The 17,293-nt window shown below is 43.6% G+C and carries 10 protein-coding genes and 1 pseudogene; all 11 read left to right on the top strand.

Translation table 11 applies throughout. The features are described 5' to 3' along the window. Positions 1 to 87: 87 nt before the first annotated feature. A pseudogene (locus QZ169_RS01210) lies at positions 88 to 568 on the top strand (hypothetical protein). Between the two features lie 333 nt (positions 569 to 901). Next, positions 902 to 1,240: a PTS lactose/cellobiose transporter subunit IIA gene (locus QZ169_RS01205; RefSeq protein WP_002916106.1), complete on the top strand. Its 339-nt coding sequence runs from the start codon at positions 902 to 904 to the stop codon at positions 1,238 to 1,240. Positions 1,241 to 1,244: 4 nt separating this feature from the next. Next, complete coding sequence (locus QZ169_RS01200; protein WP_002896658.1) at positions 1,245 to 1,556, top strand: PTS sugar transporter subunit IIB; 312 nt, start codon at positions 1,245 to 1,247, stop codon at positions 1,554 to 1,556. A gap of 17 nt (positions 1,557 to 1,573) precedes the next feature. Next, positions 1,574 to 2,875 carry a PTS sugar transporter subunit IIC gene (locus QZ169_RS01195; protein WP_295504323.1) on the top strand — a complete coding sequence of 434 codons (1,302 nt, stop codon included), beginning with the start codon at positions 1,574 to 1,576 and terminating at the stop codon, positions 2,873 to 2,875. Positions 2,876 to 3,043: 168 nt separating this feature from the next. Continuing rightward, on the top strand, positions 3,044 to 5,485 hold the full coding sequence (locus tag QZ169_RS01190; RefSeq protein WP_295504321.1) for a glycyl radical protein: 2,442 nt from the start codon (positions 3,044 to 3,046) through the stop codon (positions 5,483 to 5,485). A 14-nt stretch (positions 5,486 to 5,499) separates the two neighbouring features. Continuing rightward, positions 5,500 to 6,168, top strand: a complete 669-nt coding sequence (locus QZ169_RS01185) for a fructose-6-phosphate aldolase (protein WP_295504319.1) — start codon at positions 5,500 to 5,502, stop codon at positions 6,166 to 6,168. A gap of 46 nt (positions 6,169 to 6,214) precedes the next feature. Beyond that, the gene (locus QZ169_RS01180) at positions 6,215 to 7,309 is read left to right on the top strand and encodes a glycerol dehydrogenase (RefSeq protein ID WP_295504316.1); all 1,095 of its coding nucleotides are present in this window, start codon (positions 6,215 to 6,217) and stop codon (positions 7,307 to 7,309) included. A 165-nt stretch (positions 7,310 to 7,474) separates the two neighbouring features. Then, positions 7,475 to 9,976, top strand: a complete 2,502-nt coding sequence (gene leuS, locus QZ169_RS01175; protein ID WP_295504313.1) for a leucine--tRNA ligase — start codon at positions 7,475 to 7,477, stop codon at positions 9,974 to 9,976. Positions 9,977 to 10,154: 178 nt separating this feature from the next. Beyond that, a complete protein-coding gene (locus QZ169_RS01170) occupies positions 10,155 to 10,844 on the top strand; it encodes a VIT family protein (protein WP_295504311.1) in 690 nt (229 codons plus the stop codon). Positions 10,845 to 11,088: 244 nt separating this feature from the next. Further along, a complete protein-coding gene (pgk, locus tag QZ169_RS01165) occupies positions 11,089 to 12,285 on the top strand; it encodes a phosphoglycerate kinase (protein ID WP_295504309.1) in 1,197 nt (398 codons plus the stop codon). A gap of 318 nt (positions 12,286 to 12,603) precedes the next feature. Beyond that, positions 12,604 to 17,169, top strand: a complete 4,566-nt coding sequence (locus QZ169_RS01160) for an antigen I/II family LPXTG-anchored adhesin (protein WP_295504307.1) — start codon at positions 12,604 to 12,606, stop codon at positions 17,167 to 17,169. The last annotated feature ends 124 nt before the right edge of the window (positions 17,170 to 17,293 follow it).

The following is a 17,293-nucleotide window of genomic DNA, read 5'->3' as shown; positions in this document are numbered from 1 at the left end:
ATTTCCAAAACTAAATTCAGGAATCCTATTTTTTAATAGTTAATTAGCAGCTATGTATGGAGGTGGATTGTTGATTTGAAAAAGCTTATGAAACAAAAATTAAATAATTTAGCCACAGGAGAGCTAGTCGCTGTGCTGGTATTTTGGATGAATTTTTTCCTGCTCAAAAAATGGATTCTTACTACTGGAGCTTTGATTTCTATTTTTTTCTCCTTGTTTGTACTGAGTTTTATTCTGATACAGGGCTCTGTTTTTTTGGTGGATTTTGATAAAAAGGATTTCCAATCCAGTATTTGCTGAAATATATACAGGCAAGATTTACAGGATACTAAAGAGCTTAGACCTTATTTTACTGGGTGTGGGAGCCCCGATAATCATTTTTAATTCCAGTGATTTTTCCACATTCATAATCTCTTTAGCAATTTGGTTTTTTGCTGTCATCGAGTGGATTAATTATTTTAAATTGCAATTATCCTACAGTCTGAATCCTGCCGTTTTATTGAAATACATCTTCCAGAGGAAATTGCGGAAAAGTAAAATAGCAAAGGAAATTGAGAAAGCCGTTTAAAAAGATAAGTTTCGGTTTCTTAAAATAGCATATATGAGGAAGTAGAAGCGAATAGCTGCTGCTTCTTTTTTTTTTGTCGAATCTGCTTATCGTTCGTATCTAATAGAGTGCCTTTCATTCGCAGATGAATACAGCTGTATAGGAGTTATTTTTTATGGAGGAGACTTTTTGTTTGCACAAATGTGCGAAAAAATTTAAATAAGCTAATTTGTTCTATAATATATTGACGGACTGAGATAAAGGTGATACATTCTAGTTACAAACAAAAATAAATCACTTTCAAACAAAAGAACAGGTTTTTGTTAATTATAAAGATAGGAGCGATTGTAACATATGGAAATGATTGTAGCAGATCAAATTATCATGGGCCTTATCCTAGATGCCGGTGATGCCAAGCAGCATATTTATCAAGCTTTATCACTAGCTAAAGATGGTAAGTTTTCAGAATGCGATGAGCAGATTGAGCTTGCAGATAAGGCGCTGTTAGAGGCCCATAACTTGCAGACCAAGTTCCTAGCTCAGGAAGCTGGAGGAACGAAAACAGAGATTACAGCGCTGTTTGTCCATTCTCAAGATCATTTGATGACCAGCATTACAGAGATTAATCTCATCAAGGAAATCATCGACTTGAGAAGAGAATTACAAGGGAAAAATGAATCATCAGGAGGATGAAAAGATGGTTAAGATTGGTTTGTTTTGCGCGGCAGGTTTTTCAACAGGAATGTTGGTCAACAACATGAAGATAGCTGCAGCTGAAAAAGGGCTGGAAGCTGAGATTGAAGCCTACTCCCAGGCTAAGCTGGCTGATTATGCAGCGGATCTGGATGTCGCTTTATTGGGCCCGCAGGTAGCCTATACACTAGATAAATCTACAGCTATTTGCGACAGCTGCCATACTCCGATTGCAGTTATTCCGATGGCTGATTACGGTATGCTAGATGGTGAAAAAGTGCTAAACCTCGCTTTGAGTTTGTTGGATAAACATTAAAATCAAGGAGCTTCGTTATGTCTAAAGTGGATACTCAAAAAATCATTGCGCCGATTATGAAGTTTGTCAATATGCGCGGGATTATCGCCTTAAAAGACGGTATGTTGGCAATTTTGCCTCTTACAGTTGTGGGAAGTCTATTCTTGATTGTAGGGCAATTGCCGTTTGAAGGCCTAAATCAAGCCATTGCTGGTGTGTTTGGGGCAGACTGGACAGAACCGTTTATGCAGGTTTATTCAGGAACCTTTGCCATTATGGGGCTGATTTCTTGTTTTTCAATCGGCTATTCTTATGCCAAGAACAGCGGTGTAGAGCCTCTGCCGGCAGGAGTGCTGTCTCTTTCTTCTTTCTTTATCCTTTTGAAATCCTCCTACATACCAGAAAAGGGTGAGGCGATTGGGGATGCGATTGCCAAGGTCTGGTTTGGCGGTCAAGGAATCATTGGGGCCATTCTCATTGGTCTGGCAGTTGGCAGTATCTATACGATTTTCATTCAAAAGCATATTGTTATCAAAATGCCAGAGCAGGTTCCTCAAGCGATTGCCAAGCAGTTTGAAGCCATGATTCCAGCTTTCGTTATTTTCTTGCTGTCGATGGTTGTTTATATTATTGCTAAGATAGCGACTGGTGGCGGTACCTTTATTGAGATGATTTACGATGTCATTCAGGTGCCTCTGCAAGGTCTGACGGGCTCTCTGTATGGAGCTATCGGTATTGCTTTCTTCATTTCTTTCTTATGGTGGTTTGGCGTTCATGGGCAGTCCGTTGTCAATGGTGTCGTAACAGCCTTGCTGCTGTCAAATCTAGATGCCAATAAGGCCTTACTTGCTGCAGATAAGCTGTCTGTCAGTCAAGGCGCTCATATTGTGACCCAGCAATTTTTGGATAGCTTTCTTATCTTATCGGGCTCAGGTATCACTTTCGGAGTGGTCGTAGCCATGCTCTTTGCCGCCAAGTCCAAGCAGTATAAGGCTCTGGGGAAAGTTGCTGCTTTTCCGGCAATCTTTAATGTCAACGAGCCAGTTGTCTTTGGCTTTCCGATTGTGATGAATCCGGTCATGTTCCTGCCCTTTGTTTTGGTACCGGTTCTAGCCGCTTTGATTGTCTACATGGCGATTGCGGTCGGCTTTATGCAGCCATTCGCAGGTGTGACTTTGCCTTGGAGTACGCCGGCTATCATTTCTGGCTTTATGGTTGCTGGCTGGCAAGGGGCAGTCATTCAAATTGTCATCTTAGCCATGTCCGTCTTTGTCTATTTCCCATTTGTGAAGTTTCAGGATAAGATTGCCTACAATAACGAGTTGAAAAATGAAGAGTAATCTGATTTTGATGGATAAAAACACAAAAGTTTCTTGGTTCAGATGGCACAAATGTGCAAAAAATCTTTAATTTAGTAATCGCCTATAAATGATTGAATTCTAGAATTTTGCGTGTTACAATAGTTACGAAAGAAATAAATTAAATTTCATAAGAAAGGTCGTGGCCAAATGATCCAAGTAAAAGAAGTAGAAAAAACAACAATAAAAACAGACTATTTTGGCAGCTTAACAGAGCGGATGAATAAATATCGGGAAGATGTTTTAAATAAAAAGCCCTATATTGACGCAGAGCGTGCTGTCCTAGCTACCAAGGCTTATGATAAGCATAAGGAAAAACCAAATGTGTTGAAGCGTGCTTACATGCTCAAAGAGATTTTGGAAAATATGACGCTTTATATCGAAGATGAAACGATGATCGTCGGCAATCAGGCTTCATCTAATAAAGATGCGCCTATTTTCCCAGAGTATACTTTAGAGTTTGTACTCAATGAACTAGATCTTTTTGAGAAGCGGGACGGAGACGTCTTCTACATCACAGAGGAAACCAAAGAGCAGCTCCGCAGCATCGCTCCTTTCTGGGAAAACAATAACCTCCGTGCTCGAGCAGGGGCTCTACTTCCAGAAGAAGTTCAGGTTTATATGGAAACTGGCTTCTTTGGTATGGAAGGAAAGATGAACTCTGGGGACGCCCACTTGGCGGTCAACTATCAAAAACTCTTGGCCTATGGGCTGAAAGGTTTTGAAGAAAAAGCGCGTGCAGCTAAGGAAGCCTTGGATTTGACCGATCCGGCTAGTATTGACAAATACCACTTCTATGATTCCATTTTCATCGTTGTGGATGCTGTGAAAGCTTATGCGGAGCGTTTTGTTGCTTTGGCCAATCAGCTGGCTGAAAAAGCAGAGCCTAAGCGCCGTCAGGAGCTCTTAGAAATCGCTAGAATTTGTTCTAAAGTTCCGTATGAGCCAGCATCAACCTTTGCTGAAGCTGTTCAGTCTGTTTGGTTTATCCAGTGTATCCTTCAGATCGAGTCCAACGGACATTCACTCTCTTATGGCCGCTTTGACCAGTACATGTATCCTTATGTCAAGGCAGATTTGGAAGCTGGACGTGAGACCGAGGCTAGCATTGTAGAACGCTTAACCAATCTCTGGATTAAGACGATTACCATTAATAAAGTGCGCAGTCAGGCTCATACCTTCTCATCAGCGGGCAGTCCCCTTTATCAAAATGTGACAATCGGGGGTCAAACGAGAGATAAGAGAGATGCAGTCAATCCACTTTCCTACCTTGTGTTGAAATCTGTAGCTCAAACTCATCTTCCTCAGCCGAATCTGACCGTTCGTTATCATGCAGGCTTGGATGCTCGCTTTATGAATGAGTGTATCGAAGTCATGAAGCTTGGTTTCGGTATGCCAGCCTTCAATAATGATGAAATCATCATTCCGTCCTTTATTGCCAAAGGCGTTTTGGAAGAAGATGCATACGACTACAGTGCTATCGGCTGTGTGGAAACTGCTGTGCCTGGTAAATGGGGCTACCGTTGTACAGGTATGAGCTACATGAACTTCCCTAAGGTGCTCCTGATTACTATGAACGACGGTATTGATCCAGCATCTGGCAAGCGCTTTGCGCCAAGCTTCGGTCATTTTAAAGATATGAAGAGCTTTGCTGAGCTGCAAACGGCTTGGGACAAGACCTTGCGCCATTTGACCCGCATGAGTGTCATCGTGGAAAATTCTATTGATCTGTCTCTTGAGAGAGAAGTGCCGGATATCCTATGCTCAGCTTTGACAGATGACTGTATCGGGCGCGGTAAGCATTTGAAAGAAGGCGGAGCTGTCTATGACTATATTTCCGGCCTTCAAGTCGGTATTGCCAATCTATCAGACTCATTAGCGGCCATCAAGAAGCTGGTCTTTGAAGAAGGCAGGCTGACTCCGGCTGAACTCTGGCATGCACTTGAAACAGACTATGCAGGTGAGCGTGGTAAAGAAATTCAAGAGATGATGATTCATGATGCACCAAAATATGGTAATGATGATGATTACGCAGATAAGTTAGTGACAGATGCTTACGATATTTATGTGGATGAAATCGCTAAATATCCAAATACCCGTTATGGCCGTGGTCCAATTGGCGGTATCCGCTACTCTGGAACATCTTCTATTTCAGCCAATGTTGGTCAAGGTCGCGGTACCTTGGCGACACCAGATGGCCGTAATGCCGGGACACCGCTCGCTGAAGGCTGCTCTCCTTCCCACAATATGGACAAGAACGGCCCGACCTCTGTATTGAAATCTGTTTCCAAATTGCCGACAGATGAAATCGTAGGAGGCGTTCTGCTCAATCAAAAAGTGAATCCTCAGACCCTGTCTAAGGAAGAAGATAAAGTGAAACTTATTGCCTTGCTTCGTACATTCTTTAACCGTCTGCATGGCTATCATATCCAATACAATGTCGTTTCTCGGGAAACCTTGATTGATGCTCAGAAGCATCCTGAAAAACACCGCGATTTGATTGTTCGCGTTGCAGGCTACTCTGCTTTCTTCAATGTGCTTTCCAAGGCGACACAAGATGATATTATCGGGCGTACGGAGCACACATTGTAAAAGAGGTCCAATTTATGGAATTCATGCTTGATACCTTAAATTTAGAGGAGATAAAAAAATGGTCGGAAGTCCTCCCCTTGGCGGGAGTGACTTCTAATCCGACCATCGCAAAAAAAGAAGGAAAAATAGATTTCTTTGAACGGATTCGCGCCGTTCGGGAAATCATAGGAGAAGGTCCATCTATCCATGTGCAGGTTGTTGCCAAGGATTATGAGGGAATCTTGAAAGATGCTGCTGAAATTCGAAAAAAATGCGGCGATGCTGTCTACATTAAAGTTCCGGTTACACCGGCTGGGCTGGCAGCTATCAAAACTCTTAAACCAGAAGGTTACAAGATTACAGCGACAGCCATTTATACAACCTTTCAAGGGCTATTAGCCATTGAAGCGGGGGCTGACTATCTTGCTCCTTACTATAACCGCATGGAAAATCTCAATATTGATTCAGATGCTGTCATCAGCCAGTTGGCTCAGGCGATTGAGCGGGATCATTCCGCCAGCAAAATATTAGCAGCTTCCTTTAAGAATGTTGGCCAAATCAATCGTGCTTTTGCTGATGGGGCCCAAGCCATTACAGCAGGACCTGATGTCTTTGCAGCAGCCTTTGCCATGCCGTCTATCGCTAAGGCAGTAGATGACTTTGCTGCTGACTGGTCAGCAATTCACAATCAGGAATACATTTAAAAGGCATATATAATGCTCTATCTATAAAAAAAGAAAGAGGTGTTCTATGAGAATTTTTGCAAGCCCGTCTCGTTATATTCAGGGAGAAAATGCCCTGTTTGAAAATGCAAAACAGATTCTTCAGTTAGGCAGCCATCCAGTCTTGCTTTGTGATGATATGGTTTACCAGATTGTTGGGGAAAAATTCCATGACTACCTTACCCGCTATGGTTTTCATGTGCTGCATGTCGCTTTTAACGGAGAAGCTTCTGGTGGTGAAATTGATCGGGTCGTTGCTCTGGCTGAAAAAGACGGAGCAGACTTGGTTATTGGTCTAGGCGGTGGGAAAACGATTGACAGTGCGAAGGCGATTGCAGATATACTAGGACGTCCTGTGGTCATTGCGCCAACCATTGCCTCTACAGATGCCCCAACTTCAGCACTTTCTGTTATCTATACAGAAGATGGAGCCTTTGAAAAGTACATTTTCTATAGTAAAAACCCTGAACTCGTCTTGGTGGATACGAAAGTAATTGCTGGAGCGCCAAAACGACTTCTGGCTTCTGGGATTGCAGATGGTTTAGCGACTTGGGTAGAAGCGCGTGCTGTCCAGCAAAAAAATGGCACTACCATGCTGGGACAAAGACAGAGCCTAGCTGGTGTAGCGATTGCGAAGAAGTGTGAAGAAACACTGTTTGCAGATGGCCTGCAGGCTATCGCAGCCTGTGAAGCGAAAGTCGTGACTCCAGCTCTGGAAAATATCATTGAAGCCAATACCCTTCTCAGCGGCGTCGGCTTTGAGAGCGGAGGTTTGGCGGCAGCCCATGCTATTCACAACGGCTTTACGGCTCTCACAGGCGATATTCACCACCTGACCCACGGCGAAAAAGTTGCCTATGGAACCTTGACCCAACTCTTCTTAGAAAACCGACCTAAAGAAGAATTGGAAAAATATATTCGCTTCTATCAAAAGATTGGTATGCCGACAACTCTGAAAGAAATGCATTTGGGAAATGCCAGCTATGAAGATTTGCTCAAAGTTGGTCAACAAGCGACGATTGAGGGTGAAACCATCCATCAGATGCCATTTGAGATTTCAGCTTCTGACATTGCAGGTGCCATTCTAGCAGTCGACCAATATGTCAAGGATTTGGATAAATAAAAGCAAAATACAAAACAAGCCACCTTTCAACCGTAGGGTTGATAGCGTGGCTTATTTTTTGGTGGAGAGCTCCCTTGTCTGATGTGTCTGGCAGTCATGAAATTCCGTCTTTCAAAATCCCTTGAAAATGGTATAATAGAAACAGTACAAAAAATGGAGAAAAGAATGGCTTATTATAATCACAAAGAAATCGAGCCCAAGTGGCAGAAATATTGGGCAGAGCACCATACATTTAAGACAGGTACGGACAAGGACAAGCCTAACTTTTATGCGCTGGACATGTTTCCTTACCCATCAGGAGCAGGGCTCCATGTAGGGCATCCGGAGGGCTACACGGCGACAGATATCCTCAGCCGCTACAAGCGCGCGCAAGGCTACAATGTCCTCCACCCTATGGGCTGGGACGCCTTTGGTCTTCCGGCTGAGCAATACGCCATGGATACAGGCAATGACCCAGCTGACTTTACAGCGGAAAACATTGCCAACTTTAAGCGTCAAATCAACGCTCTTGGCTTCTCCTATGACTGGGACCGAGAAATCAATACAACTGACCCCAACTACTACAAATGGACCCAGTGGATTTTCACCAAGCTTTACGAAAAAGGCCTGGCTTATGAAGCTGAAGTGCCAGTAAACTGGGTTGAAGAGCTGGGAACGGCTATCGCCAATGAGGAAGTTCTTCCAGACGGAACATCTGAGCGTGGTGGTTATCCAGTTGTCCGCAAGCCTATGCGTCAGTGGATGCTGAAAATCACAGCTTATGCAGAACGTTTGCTCAATGACTTGGAGGAGCTGGACTGGCCTGAGTCTATCAAGGATATGCAGCGCAACTGGATTGGTAAGTCAACCGGTGCTAATGTAACCTTCAAGATTAAGGACACAGACAAGGACTTCACTGTCTTTACCACCCGTCCGGACACTCTTTTTGGTGCAACCTATGCTGTTTTGGCTCCAGAGCATGCTCTCGTTGATGCCATTACAAGTGCAGAACAAGCCCAAGCAGTAGCAGACTACAAACATGCAGCCAGCCTCAAATCCGACCTAGCTCGGACTGATTTGGCTAAGGAGAAGACCGGTGTCTGGACAGGAGCTTATGCCATCAATCCTGTCAATGGCAAGGAAATCCCAATCTGGATTGCCGACTATGTGCTTGCTAGCTACGGAACAGGGGCTATCATGGCTGTTCCTGCGCATGACGAGCGCGACTGGGAGTTTGCTAAGCAGTTTAACTTGGAGATTATTCCTGTTCTAGAGGGTGGAAATGTTGCTGACGCTGCTTATACAGAAGACGGGCCGCACATTAACTCTGGCTTCCTAGATGGCTTGGACAAGGCTACCGCTATTGAAAAGATGGTTGCTTGGCTGGAAGCAGAAGGTGTAGGAAATGAAAAAGTCACCTATCGTCTGCGCGACTGGCTCTTTAGCCGTCAGCGCTACTGGGGTGAGCCGATTCCAATCATTCATTGGGAAGATGGGACTTCAACGGCTGTTCCTAAAAATGAACTTCCACTTGTCCTGCCTGTAACCAAGGATATCCGTCCTTCTGGTACTGGTGAAAGCCCTCTGGCCAATCTGACTGACTGGCTGGAAGTGACTCGGGAAGATGGTGTCAAAGGACGCCGCGAAACCAACACCATGCCTCAATGGGCTGGTTCCAGCTGGTATTACCTGCGTTACATTGACCCGCACAATAATGAGAAATTAGCAGACGAAGAGCTGCTCAAGGCTTGGCTGCCAGTTGATATTTACATCGGTGGTGCGGAGCATGCCGTGCTCCATCTTCTCTACGCTCGGTTCTGGCATAAATTCCTCTATGATATCGGAGTGGTTCCGACCAAAGAGCCTTTCCAAAAACTCTTTAACCAAGGGATGATTCTGGGAACTAGCTACCGTGATAGCCGCGGTGCTCTAGTGGCGACAGACAAGGTGGAAAAACGCGATGGTTCTTTCTTCAACATCGAAACGGGAGAAGAACTGGAGCAAGCACCAGCCAAGATGTCTAAATCTCTGAAGAATGTGGTCAACCCAGACGATGTAGTGGAGCAATATGGTGCTGATACACTGCGTGTCTATGAAATGTTCATGGGGCCGCTGGATGCTTCTATCGCTTGGAGCGAGGAAGGTCTGGAAGGCAGCCGCAAGTTCTTGGATCGGGTTTATCGTCTCCTTAACTCTAAGGAGCTGGTCTCTGAAAATAGCGGGGCTTTGGACAAGGTCTACCATGAAACAGTCAAGTCTGTCACAGAGCAGATTGAGGAGCTCAAGTTTAACACAGCTATTGCCCAACTCATGATCTTTGTCAATGCAGCCAACAAGGAAGAAAAACTCTATGTCGAATATGCTAAAGGTTTCATTCAATTGCTTGCGCCTTTTGCACCGCACTTGGCTGAAGAACTCTGGCAGGCAGTCTCTCAAACTGGCAAGAGCATTTCCAACGTAGCTTGGCCAACTTATGATGAAAGCAAGCTTGTCGAAGCAGAGGTCGAAATCGTAGTTCAAATCAAGGGAAAAGTTCGTGCTAAGCTAGTCGTAGCCAAGGATCTGAGCCGTGAGGAACTGCAAGAAATCGCCTTAGCTGATGAGAAAATTAAATCCGAAATTGCCGGCAAAGAAGTTGTAAAAGTGATTAGTGTGCCGAATAAACTAGTTAATATCGTGGTGAAATAATACGTTTGCTACAGCATTATAGTGATTATAAAGAAAGGAGTCGTTTAAAACGGCTCTTTTTTCAATGCCTTTCTTCTCTTAAATAGTAGAACTTTTCTCATTTTTCGATTTTCTCTTGTATTAGTTACAGATTTTATTTATAATCATTATAAATAAAAGAGAAGAGAAAATTTAAATAGTGGAAGAACATAAAATTGATACGAACTTTAGTGGTCGGCTGAATATATTGCGGGCCGGGGTTTTAGGAGCTAATGACGGCATTATTTCCATAGCAGGTGTGGTTATTGGGGTGGCTAGTGCGACGGACGATATCTGGATTATATTTCTATCTGGTTTAGCGGCAGTCTTTGCGGGTGCCTTTTCTATGGCTGGTGGAGAGTATGTTTCTGTTTCTACTCAAAAGGATACAGAAGAAGCTGCTGTTGCCAGAGAGCGAGAGCTTTTAGAGAAGAATCCCGAGATCGCTAGGCAGTCTCTCTATGCTGCCTATGTTCAAAATGGTGAGTGTGAGACTTCTGCCCAGCTCATGACCAATCGGGCTTTTCTCCAGGATCCGTTGGAGGCTTTGGTGCAGGAAAAATATGGGATTGAGATTGAGGAGTTCACTAATCCCTGGCATGCTGCCGTATCAAGCTTTTTAGCCTTTGCTGTTGGTGCGCTTTTTCCTATGATTACCATTATCCTGCTTCCAGCCACTATCCGTATCTGGGCAACCGTTCTGATTGTGGCCTTGGCTCTTTTGGGAACGGGCTACACCAGCGCTAGATTAGGCAAAGCACCGCTCAAAAATGCCATGATTCGGAACCTCGTTATCGGTCTTTTAACCATGGCGGTCACCTATGCAGTAGGGCAAGTCTTTGCAATTTAGTAATGAGAAGAGTTAAAGTCAGTAGTTTTACTGGCTTTTTGAGTTGTCAAACTTAGAGAAAAATCCAGCTTTAACTATTGTCTGAATGAGTTCAGCGCACTTTTTTCTATTCTCTAATTCCAAAGTTCGAGAAAAAGAAGTGCGTGGCACTTCTTTTTTGTGAAAATTTTCCTTATATCAAGAAAACTTTTGGAAAATATGATATAATAGTTGCGTATAAAATATGAAAAGGAGTTTTTGTAACATGGCAAAACTTACTGTTAAAGACGTTGATTTGAAAGGTAAAAAAGTCCTCGTTCGTGTAGACTTTAACGTACCATTGAAAGACGGAGTGATTACGAATGACAACCGTATCACTGCTGCTCTTCCAACTATTAAATACATCATTGAGCAAGGCGGTCGTGCAATTCTCTTCTCTCACCTTGGACGTGTCAAAGAAGAAGCAGACAAAGAAGGTAAATCACTTGCACCAGTAGCTGCAGATTTGGCTGCTAAATTGGGTCAAGACGTTGTTTTCCCAGGTGTCACTCGTGGTGCTGAATTGGAAGCAGCTATCAATGCTCTTGAAGATGGACAAGTTCTTTTGGTTGAAAACACTCGTTTTGAAGATGTTGACGGCAAGAAAGAATCTAAAAACGATCCAGAACTTGGTAAATACTGGGCATCTCTTGGAGACGGTATCTTTGTAAATGATGCCTTCGGTACAGCTCACCGTGCACACGCATCTAACGTAGGTATCTCAGCAAACGTTGAAAAAGCAGTGGCTGGTTTCCTTCTTGAAAATGAAATTGCCTACATCCAAGAAGCGGTTGAAACTCCAGAACGTCCATTCGTAGCTATTCTGGGTGGTTCAAAAGTATCTGACAAGATCGGTGTTATCGAAAACTTACTTGAAAAAGCTGATAAAGTCCTTATCGGTGGTGGTATGACTTACACATTCTACAAAGCACAAGGTATCGAAATCGGTAACTCACTTGTAGAAGAAGACAAATTGGATGTTGCGAAAGCTCTTCTTGAAAAAGCAAACGGCAAATTGATCTTGCCAGTTGACTCTAAAGAAGCAAATGCTTTTGCGGACTATACTGAAGTGAAAGACACTGAAGGCGAAGCAGTGGATTCAGGCTTCCTTGGTTTGGATATCGGTCCTAAATCTATCGCTAAATTTGATGAAGCGTTGACTGGTGCGAAAACTGTTGTCTGGAATGGCCCTATGGGTGTATTTGAAAACCCAGACTTCCAAGCTGGTACAATCGGTGTTATGGACGCTATCGTGAAACAACCTGGCGTAAAATCAATCATCGGTGGTGGTGACTCAGCTGCTGCAGCCATTAACCTTGGCCGTGCAGATAAGTTCTCATGGATTTCTACTGGTGGTGGTGCATCAATGGAACTCCTTGAAGGTAAAGTATTGCCAGGACTTGCAGCACTGACTGAAAAATAAGCAGTAAGTTTGGAATTTTTAATCTTGTAGAGAACAAGTACAAAACTGTAATAAGGAAAGACTAGTGTAAGCTGGTCTTTTTCTTGTATTTTCATTGTTCATTTGAAGGAAGATAGAGCAAAGAAGAACAAAATAGGCAATATATAGATGCATGTCTAAATTTATTCTAAGGTAAATAAAAGGAGCAAAAAATGCTTGCAAAACGAGGGAAAACTTGATAGCATTAAGATACATATTTATTCTGATGTTTAAAGAGAGTCAAAATGAGAAAGAAACTTCCTATTGGTGGTTCCCATTACTTTTTGATTTTCTGAAGGCATGGGAAAACTGCTGACTGTAAAAGTTGGCAGAGGGAGGAGAAAAATGAAGAAGAAAGAAGTTTTTGGTTTTCGGAAAAATAAGGCTGTTAAAACTTTATGCGGTGCTGTTCTAGGTGCGGCTTTTTTAACGTCAACGATACAAGCAAGAGCAGATGAAGTAGTATCTGATACCAATGGCCATATCAATACTGAAATAGCGAGCACTGGAAATGCAGCGACCAATCTGCCTCAAGCTCAAGGACCAGCCAGTCAGGCATCTAAAGAGAGTCAGGCGCGAGCAGGTCAGGCAGATGGCGGTGTGACAGTGACAGTTCCAACAGCTGATTTAGATGAAAGCGCCAAAAAAGCTCAAGAAGCAGGCCTGACAGTGGTCAAAGACCCAGCTGTTGACAAAGGAGCAGTCCAGACTGCTCAAGAAACAGCAGACAAAAAAGCGGAGATTGCAGCAGATTATCAGGCTCAAGTAACCGAGATTGACGCCAAGGTCAAGGAGTACAAAGAAAAAGTATCAACTTACGAGGTGGAAGTAGCTCGGATTACAGCAGAAAACAAAGCGACAGCGGAGCAATACGCTAAAGATTTGGCTGCTCATCAAGCAGAAGTGGCTCGAATCACAGCAGACAATGCTCAGCTGAAAGCAGCTTATGAAGCTGCCCTTAGTAAATACAAAACAGATCTAGCAATGGTTCAAAAGACCAATGCTGATAATGCGGCAGCTTACCAAGTGGCTAAAGCAGCCTATGATGCAGAATTGGCCCGTATCCAAAAACTGAACGCAGAAACAAAGGCTAATTATGATGCAGCTCTGGCGGCTTATGCAAGTGAGCTGGATCGCGTTCAGAAGGCGAATGCGGCGGCTAAGGCACGGTATGAAAAAGCTTTGGCTGACACTGAAGCTGCCAATGCTAAGATTGCTGCTGATAATGAAGCTATTAAACAGCAGAATGCGGCTGCAAAAGCGGCCTACGAGGCAGCACTTGTCCAATATCAAACAGATTTAGCAACTGTCCGAAAGACCAATGCTGATAATGAAGCGGCATATCAAGCGCCTCAGGCAAATTATCAGGCAGAATTGGCCCGTATCCAAAAGGAAAATCAAGATAAAAAAGCTCAATATGAAGCAGATTTAGCAGCTTATGAAGCGAAAAAGACTCAAATTGAAGCAGAAAATGCAGCAGCTCAAAAAGAATATGAGCAAAAGCTAGCAGAGAATCAAGCTAAGAATGCCACTATAGCAGCTGAAAATGAAGAAATCAAGAAGCGTAATGTTCAAGCCCAAGCAAACTATCAAGCTCAGTTGGCCCAGTATAATGCTGATTTGGCTGTCTATAACACAAAATTAGCCAAGTATCAGCAAGATAAGGCTAAATATGATGCTGAACAGGCCAAGATTAAGGCTGGTCTGGCTCTCGCAGAAACAAAGAAGACTGAAGACGGTCATTTGAGCCGTCCAATTGCGCAAAGCCTGGTTTTCAAATCAGAACCTAATGCTGATCTGTCACTGACTACAACTGGTGAGTTTGTCAGCTATGCTGGCATGGAAGCCGCTGTGAAGAATACTGCAGAGTTTTCTAAGAAACTCTTCCAGTTGGATAACTTCAAAGTAACAGATATTCAAAATGCTAACTATCAGACCAATCAGCAGGAAATCTTTGGTACAGTTGGCAAGTATGCAGGTTACAGTTCTAACGTAACAAGCGGTAAAGGCCCGACTGAATGGTCTTCTGTTTTGCTGAGCCGCGGTCAGTCTGCAACAGCAACCTATACAAATCTTCAGGGAACTTATTATCGAGGGAAAAAAGTTTCTAAAATCGTCTATACCTATACTCTTGATCCAAGTTCCCAATTTAAGCACGATAAGGCTTGGTTAGGTATTTTTAAAGACCCGACAATGGGAGTTTTTGCTTCAGCTTATACAGGAAATTTTGAAGATGCAACCTCTCTCTTTGTGAAGACGGAATTTGTCTTTTATGATGATAAAGGCCAACCTATTAATTTTGATCAGGCTTTGATGTCCGTGGCTTCCCTCAACCGTGAAGCTAATTCTATCGAAATGGCCAAAGATTATACCGGAACTTTCAACAAGATTTCGGGTTCATCTATTGGTGAAAAGAACGGCCAAATTTATGCGACTGAGTCTGAAAACTTCAAAAAAGGAGTTGGCGGATCTCGCTTTACCATGTATAAGAATGCTCAGCCGGACTCAGGCTGGGACACTACAGATGCTCCTAACTCATGGTATGGAGCAGGAGCGGTAGAAATTTCTGGCACAACCAACAGTATGACGATTGGAACAATTTCCTCTTCTGAAGTGTTAGGCCAGCCAGAGGCTACTGATCCACGTAGGGCTGACAAACTAGCTCCTAAGAAGCCAAATATTTGGTTTGCGATTAATGGTGATGTCCGAGCGAATGATCTGCCAATCATCACAGTAGAAGAACCGGAAGCGCCAGTAGCTCCTACAGCTCCTGCAGCGCCAAGTGAAGAAGCGCTTAAGCCTTTGGATCCAGCTCCAACTACACCAACACCGAAGGCTCTTCCAACACCTCCGGCAGCACCGACTTATGAAAAAGATCCGACGCCACCGACGCGTACACCGGATACACCAGAGCCTAGTAAGCCATCTGAGCCAAGCTATGAAGTAGAAAAAGCTGTCCGGCCAGCAGTGGTAGAACCGACCTATGAAAAAGAGCCAACACTTCCGGCAGCACCGACTTATGAGAAGGAGCCGGAAGCGCCAACTCCTACACCAGATACACCGGAGCCTAATAAGCCGGTAGAACCAACTTATAGCCCGCTGCCAACCTCACCAGCAGAGCCTGTTTATCAAAAAGAGCCAGCAGGGCCCGTAGCTCCGACTGTGCATTATCATTATCATCTCTTGCAATCTCAGCCGCAGATTCATAAAGAGATTCAAAATGACCAAGGCATCAATATTGACAAGACTCTGGTGGCTAAGCAGTCCGTCGTTCAGTTTGCCTTAAAGACAGAAGCTCTTCCAGCTGGGCGAAGTGAGACGACATCTTTTGTCATTGCTGATCCATTGCCAAGTGTTTATGAAGTTGACTTAGAAGCAACAAAAGTTGTTAGTGCAGGCTTTGATATCAGCTATGACAAGGCTAGCCACACAGTGACATTCAAGGCAACTGCAGCAACGCTAGCTACTTATAACGCTGATAGGACCAAAGAAGTTGCTACGCTCTTTCCAACGGTAGTCGGTCGAGTACTCAATGATGGCGCAACTTATACTAACAATTTCACCCTGACAGTCAATGATGCCTATGGTGTCCGCTCAAACGTTGTACGCGTGACCACGCCAGGCAAGCCTGATGATTCAGACAATCCTAGCAATAATTACATCAAGCCAACCAAGGTCAATAAAAACAAGGCAGGCTTGGTGATTGATGGTAAGGAAGTCTTAGCTGGTTCAACCAATTACTACGAGCTGAACTGGGATTTGGATCAGTATAAGGGTGACAAGTCATCTAAGAGCACAATTCAAAAAGGTTTCTACTATGTAGATGACTATCCGGAAGAAGCACTTGAACTTCGTCCGGAATTAGTCAAGCTAGTAGATGCGGATGGCAAGGCTGTAGCAGGTGTGACAGTAACTCACTATGAGAGTCTTGAAACAGCACCTACTGCTGTTTGGGAGCTCCTTCAAAAGGCCAATATCACTGTTAAAGGTTCTTTCCAACTCTTTGCAGCAGACGATGCCCAAGCATTTTACGATCAATATGTCGTAGCAGGTAAGTCTTTGACCATAACAAGCCCTATGGCAGTCAAAGAAGGAATGGGTCGCACAGGCGGTAAATTCGAGAACCGGGCTTATCAAATTGACTTTGGAAATGGTTATGCGACAGACGTAGTCGTGAACAATGTTCCTAAAATCAGTCCTGAAAAAGATATTACATTGAGTCTTGATCCAACAAGTGCAGAAAACTTGGATGGCAAAGAACTGACTTTGGGACGGCATTTTAACTACCGTCTCATCGGCGGCTTGCTCCCTGCTAACCACTCTGAAGGTTTGACAGACTATAGCTTTGTGGATGATTATGACCAACGAGGAGATGAGTATACGGGTGCTTACAAAACCTTTGCCAAAGTGGACATCACGCTCAAAGATGGTAAGGTGATAAAGGCTGGTACAGATTTGACTGAGTATACAGCTGCGAATCTTGATCTTGAGAAAGGCTTGATTTCTATTCGTTTCAAGGAAGAATTCTTAGAGACTATTTCTCTGGATTCAGCTTTTCAGGCTGAAACCTATCTACAGATGAAGCGGATTGCTGCGGGGACTTTTGAAAATACCTACATCAATACTGTCAACCACGTAGTCTATGCTTCAAATACAGTTACAACAGTCACTCCTAAGTCACAGCATCTGATTGTTTCGGATGTAAACGATCCAAGCAGAGCTAATCCAACTCCAGTGGCTAAAAAGATTCCTGTTTCTCTTCTGCCAGAAACGGGAGCCAAAGATGCAGTCTATCTGCCATATCTAGGTTTAGCAACCATTATTGGTGCTTTAGGTCTAGGAAAATTGAAAGGTAAAGAAGACTGATAATAGATGAGGCTAGGGAATCCCTAGCCTTTTTATCTTTAAAAATACTGCAAAATCTCATGTAGCAAAAGTCTAAATCATTTGTAACATGACAAAAACATAACTCTAAAAAAACTGACATGTA

Source organism: uncultured Streptococcus sp. (assembly GCF_905372115.1).
Classification (GTDB): Bacteria; Bacillota; Bacilli; order Lactobacillales; family Streptococcaceae; genus Streptococcus.
Note: the sequence above shows the minus strand (reverse complement) of the source record. Positions and strands in the feature narration are given on the sequence as shown.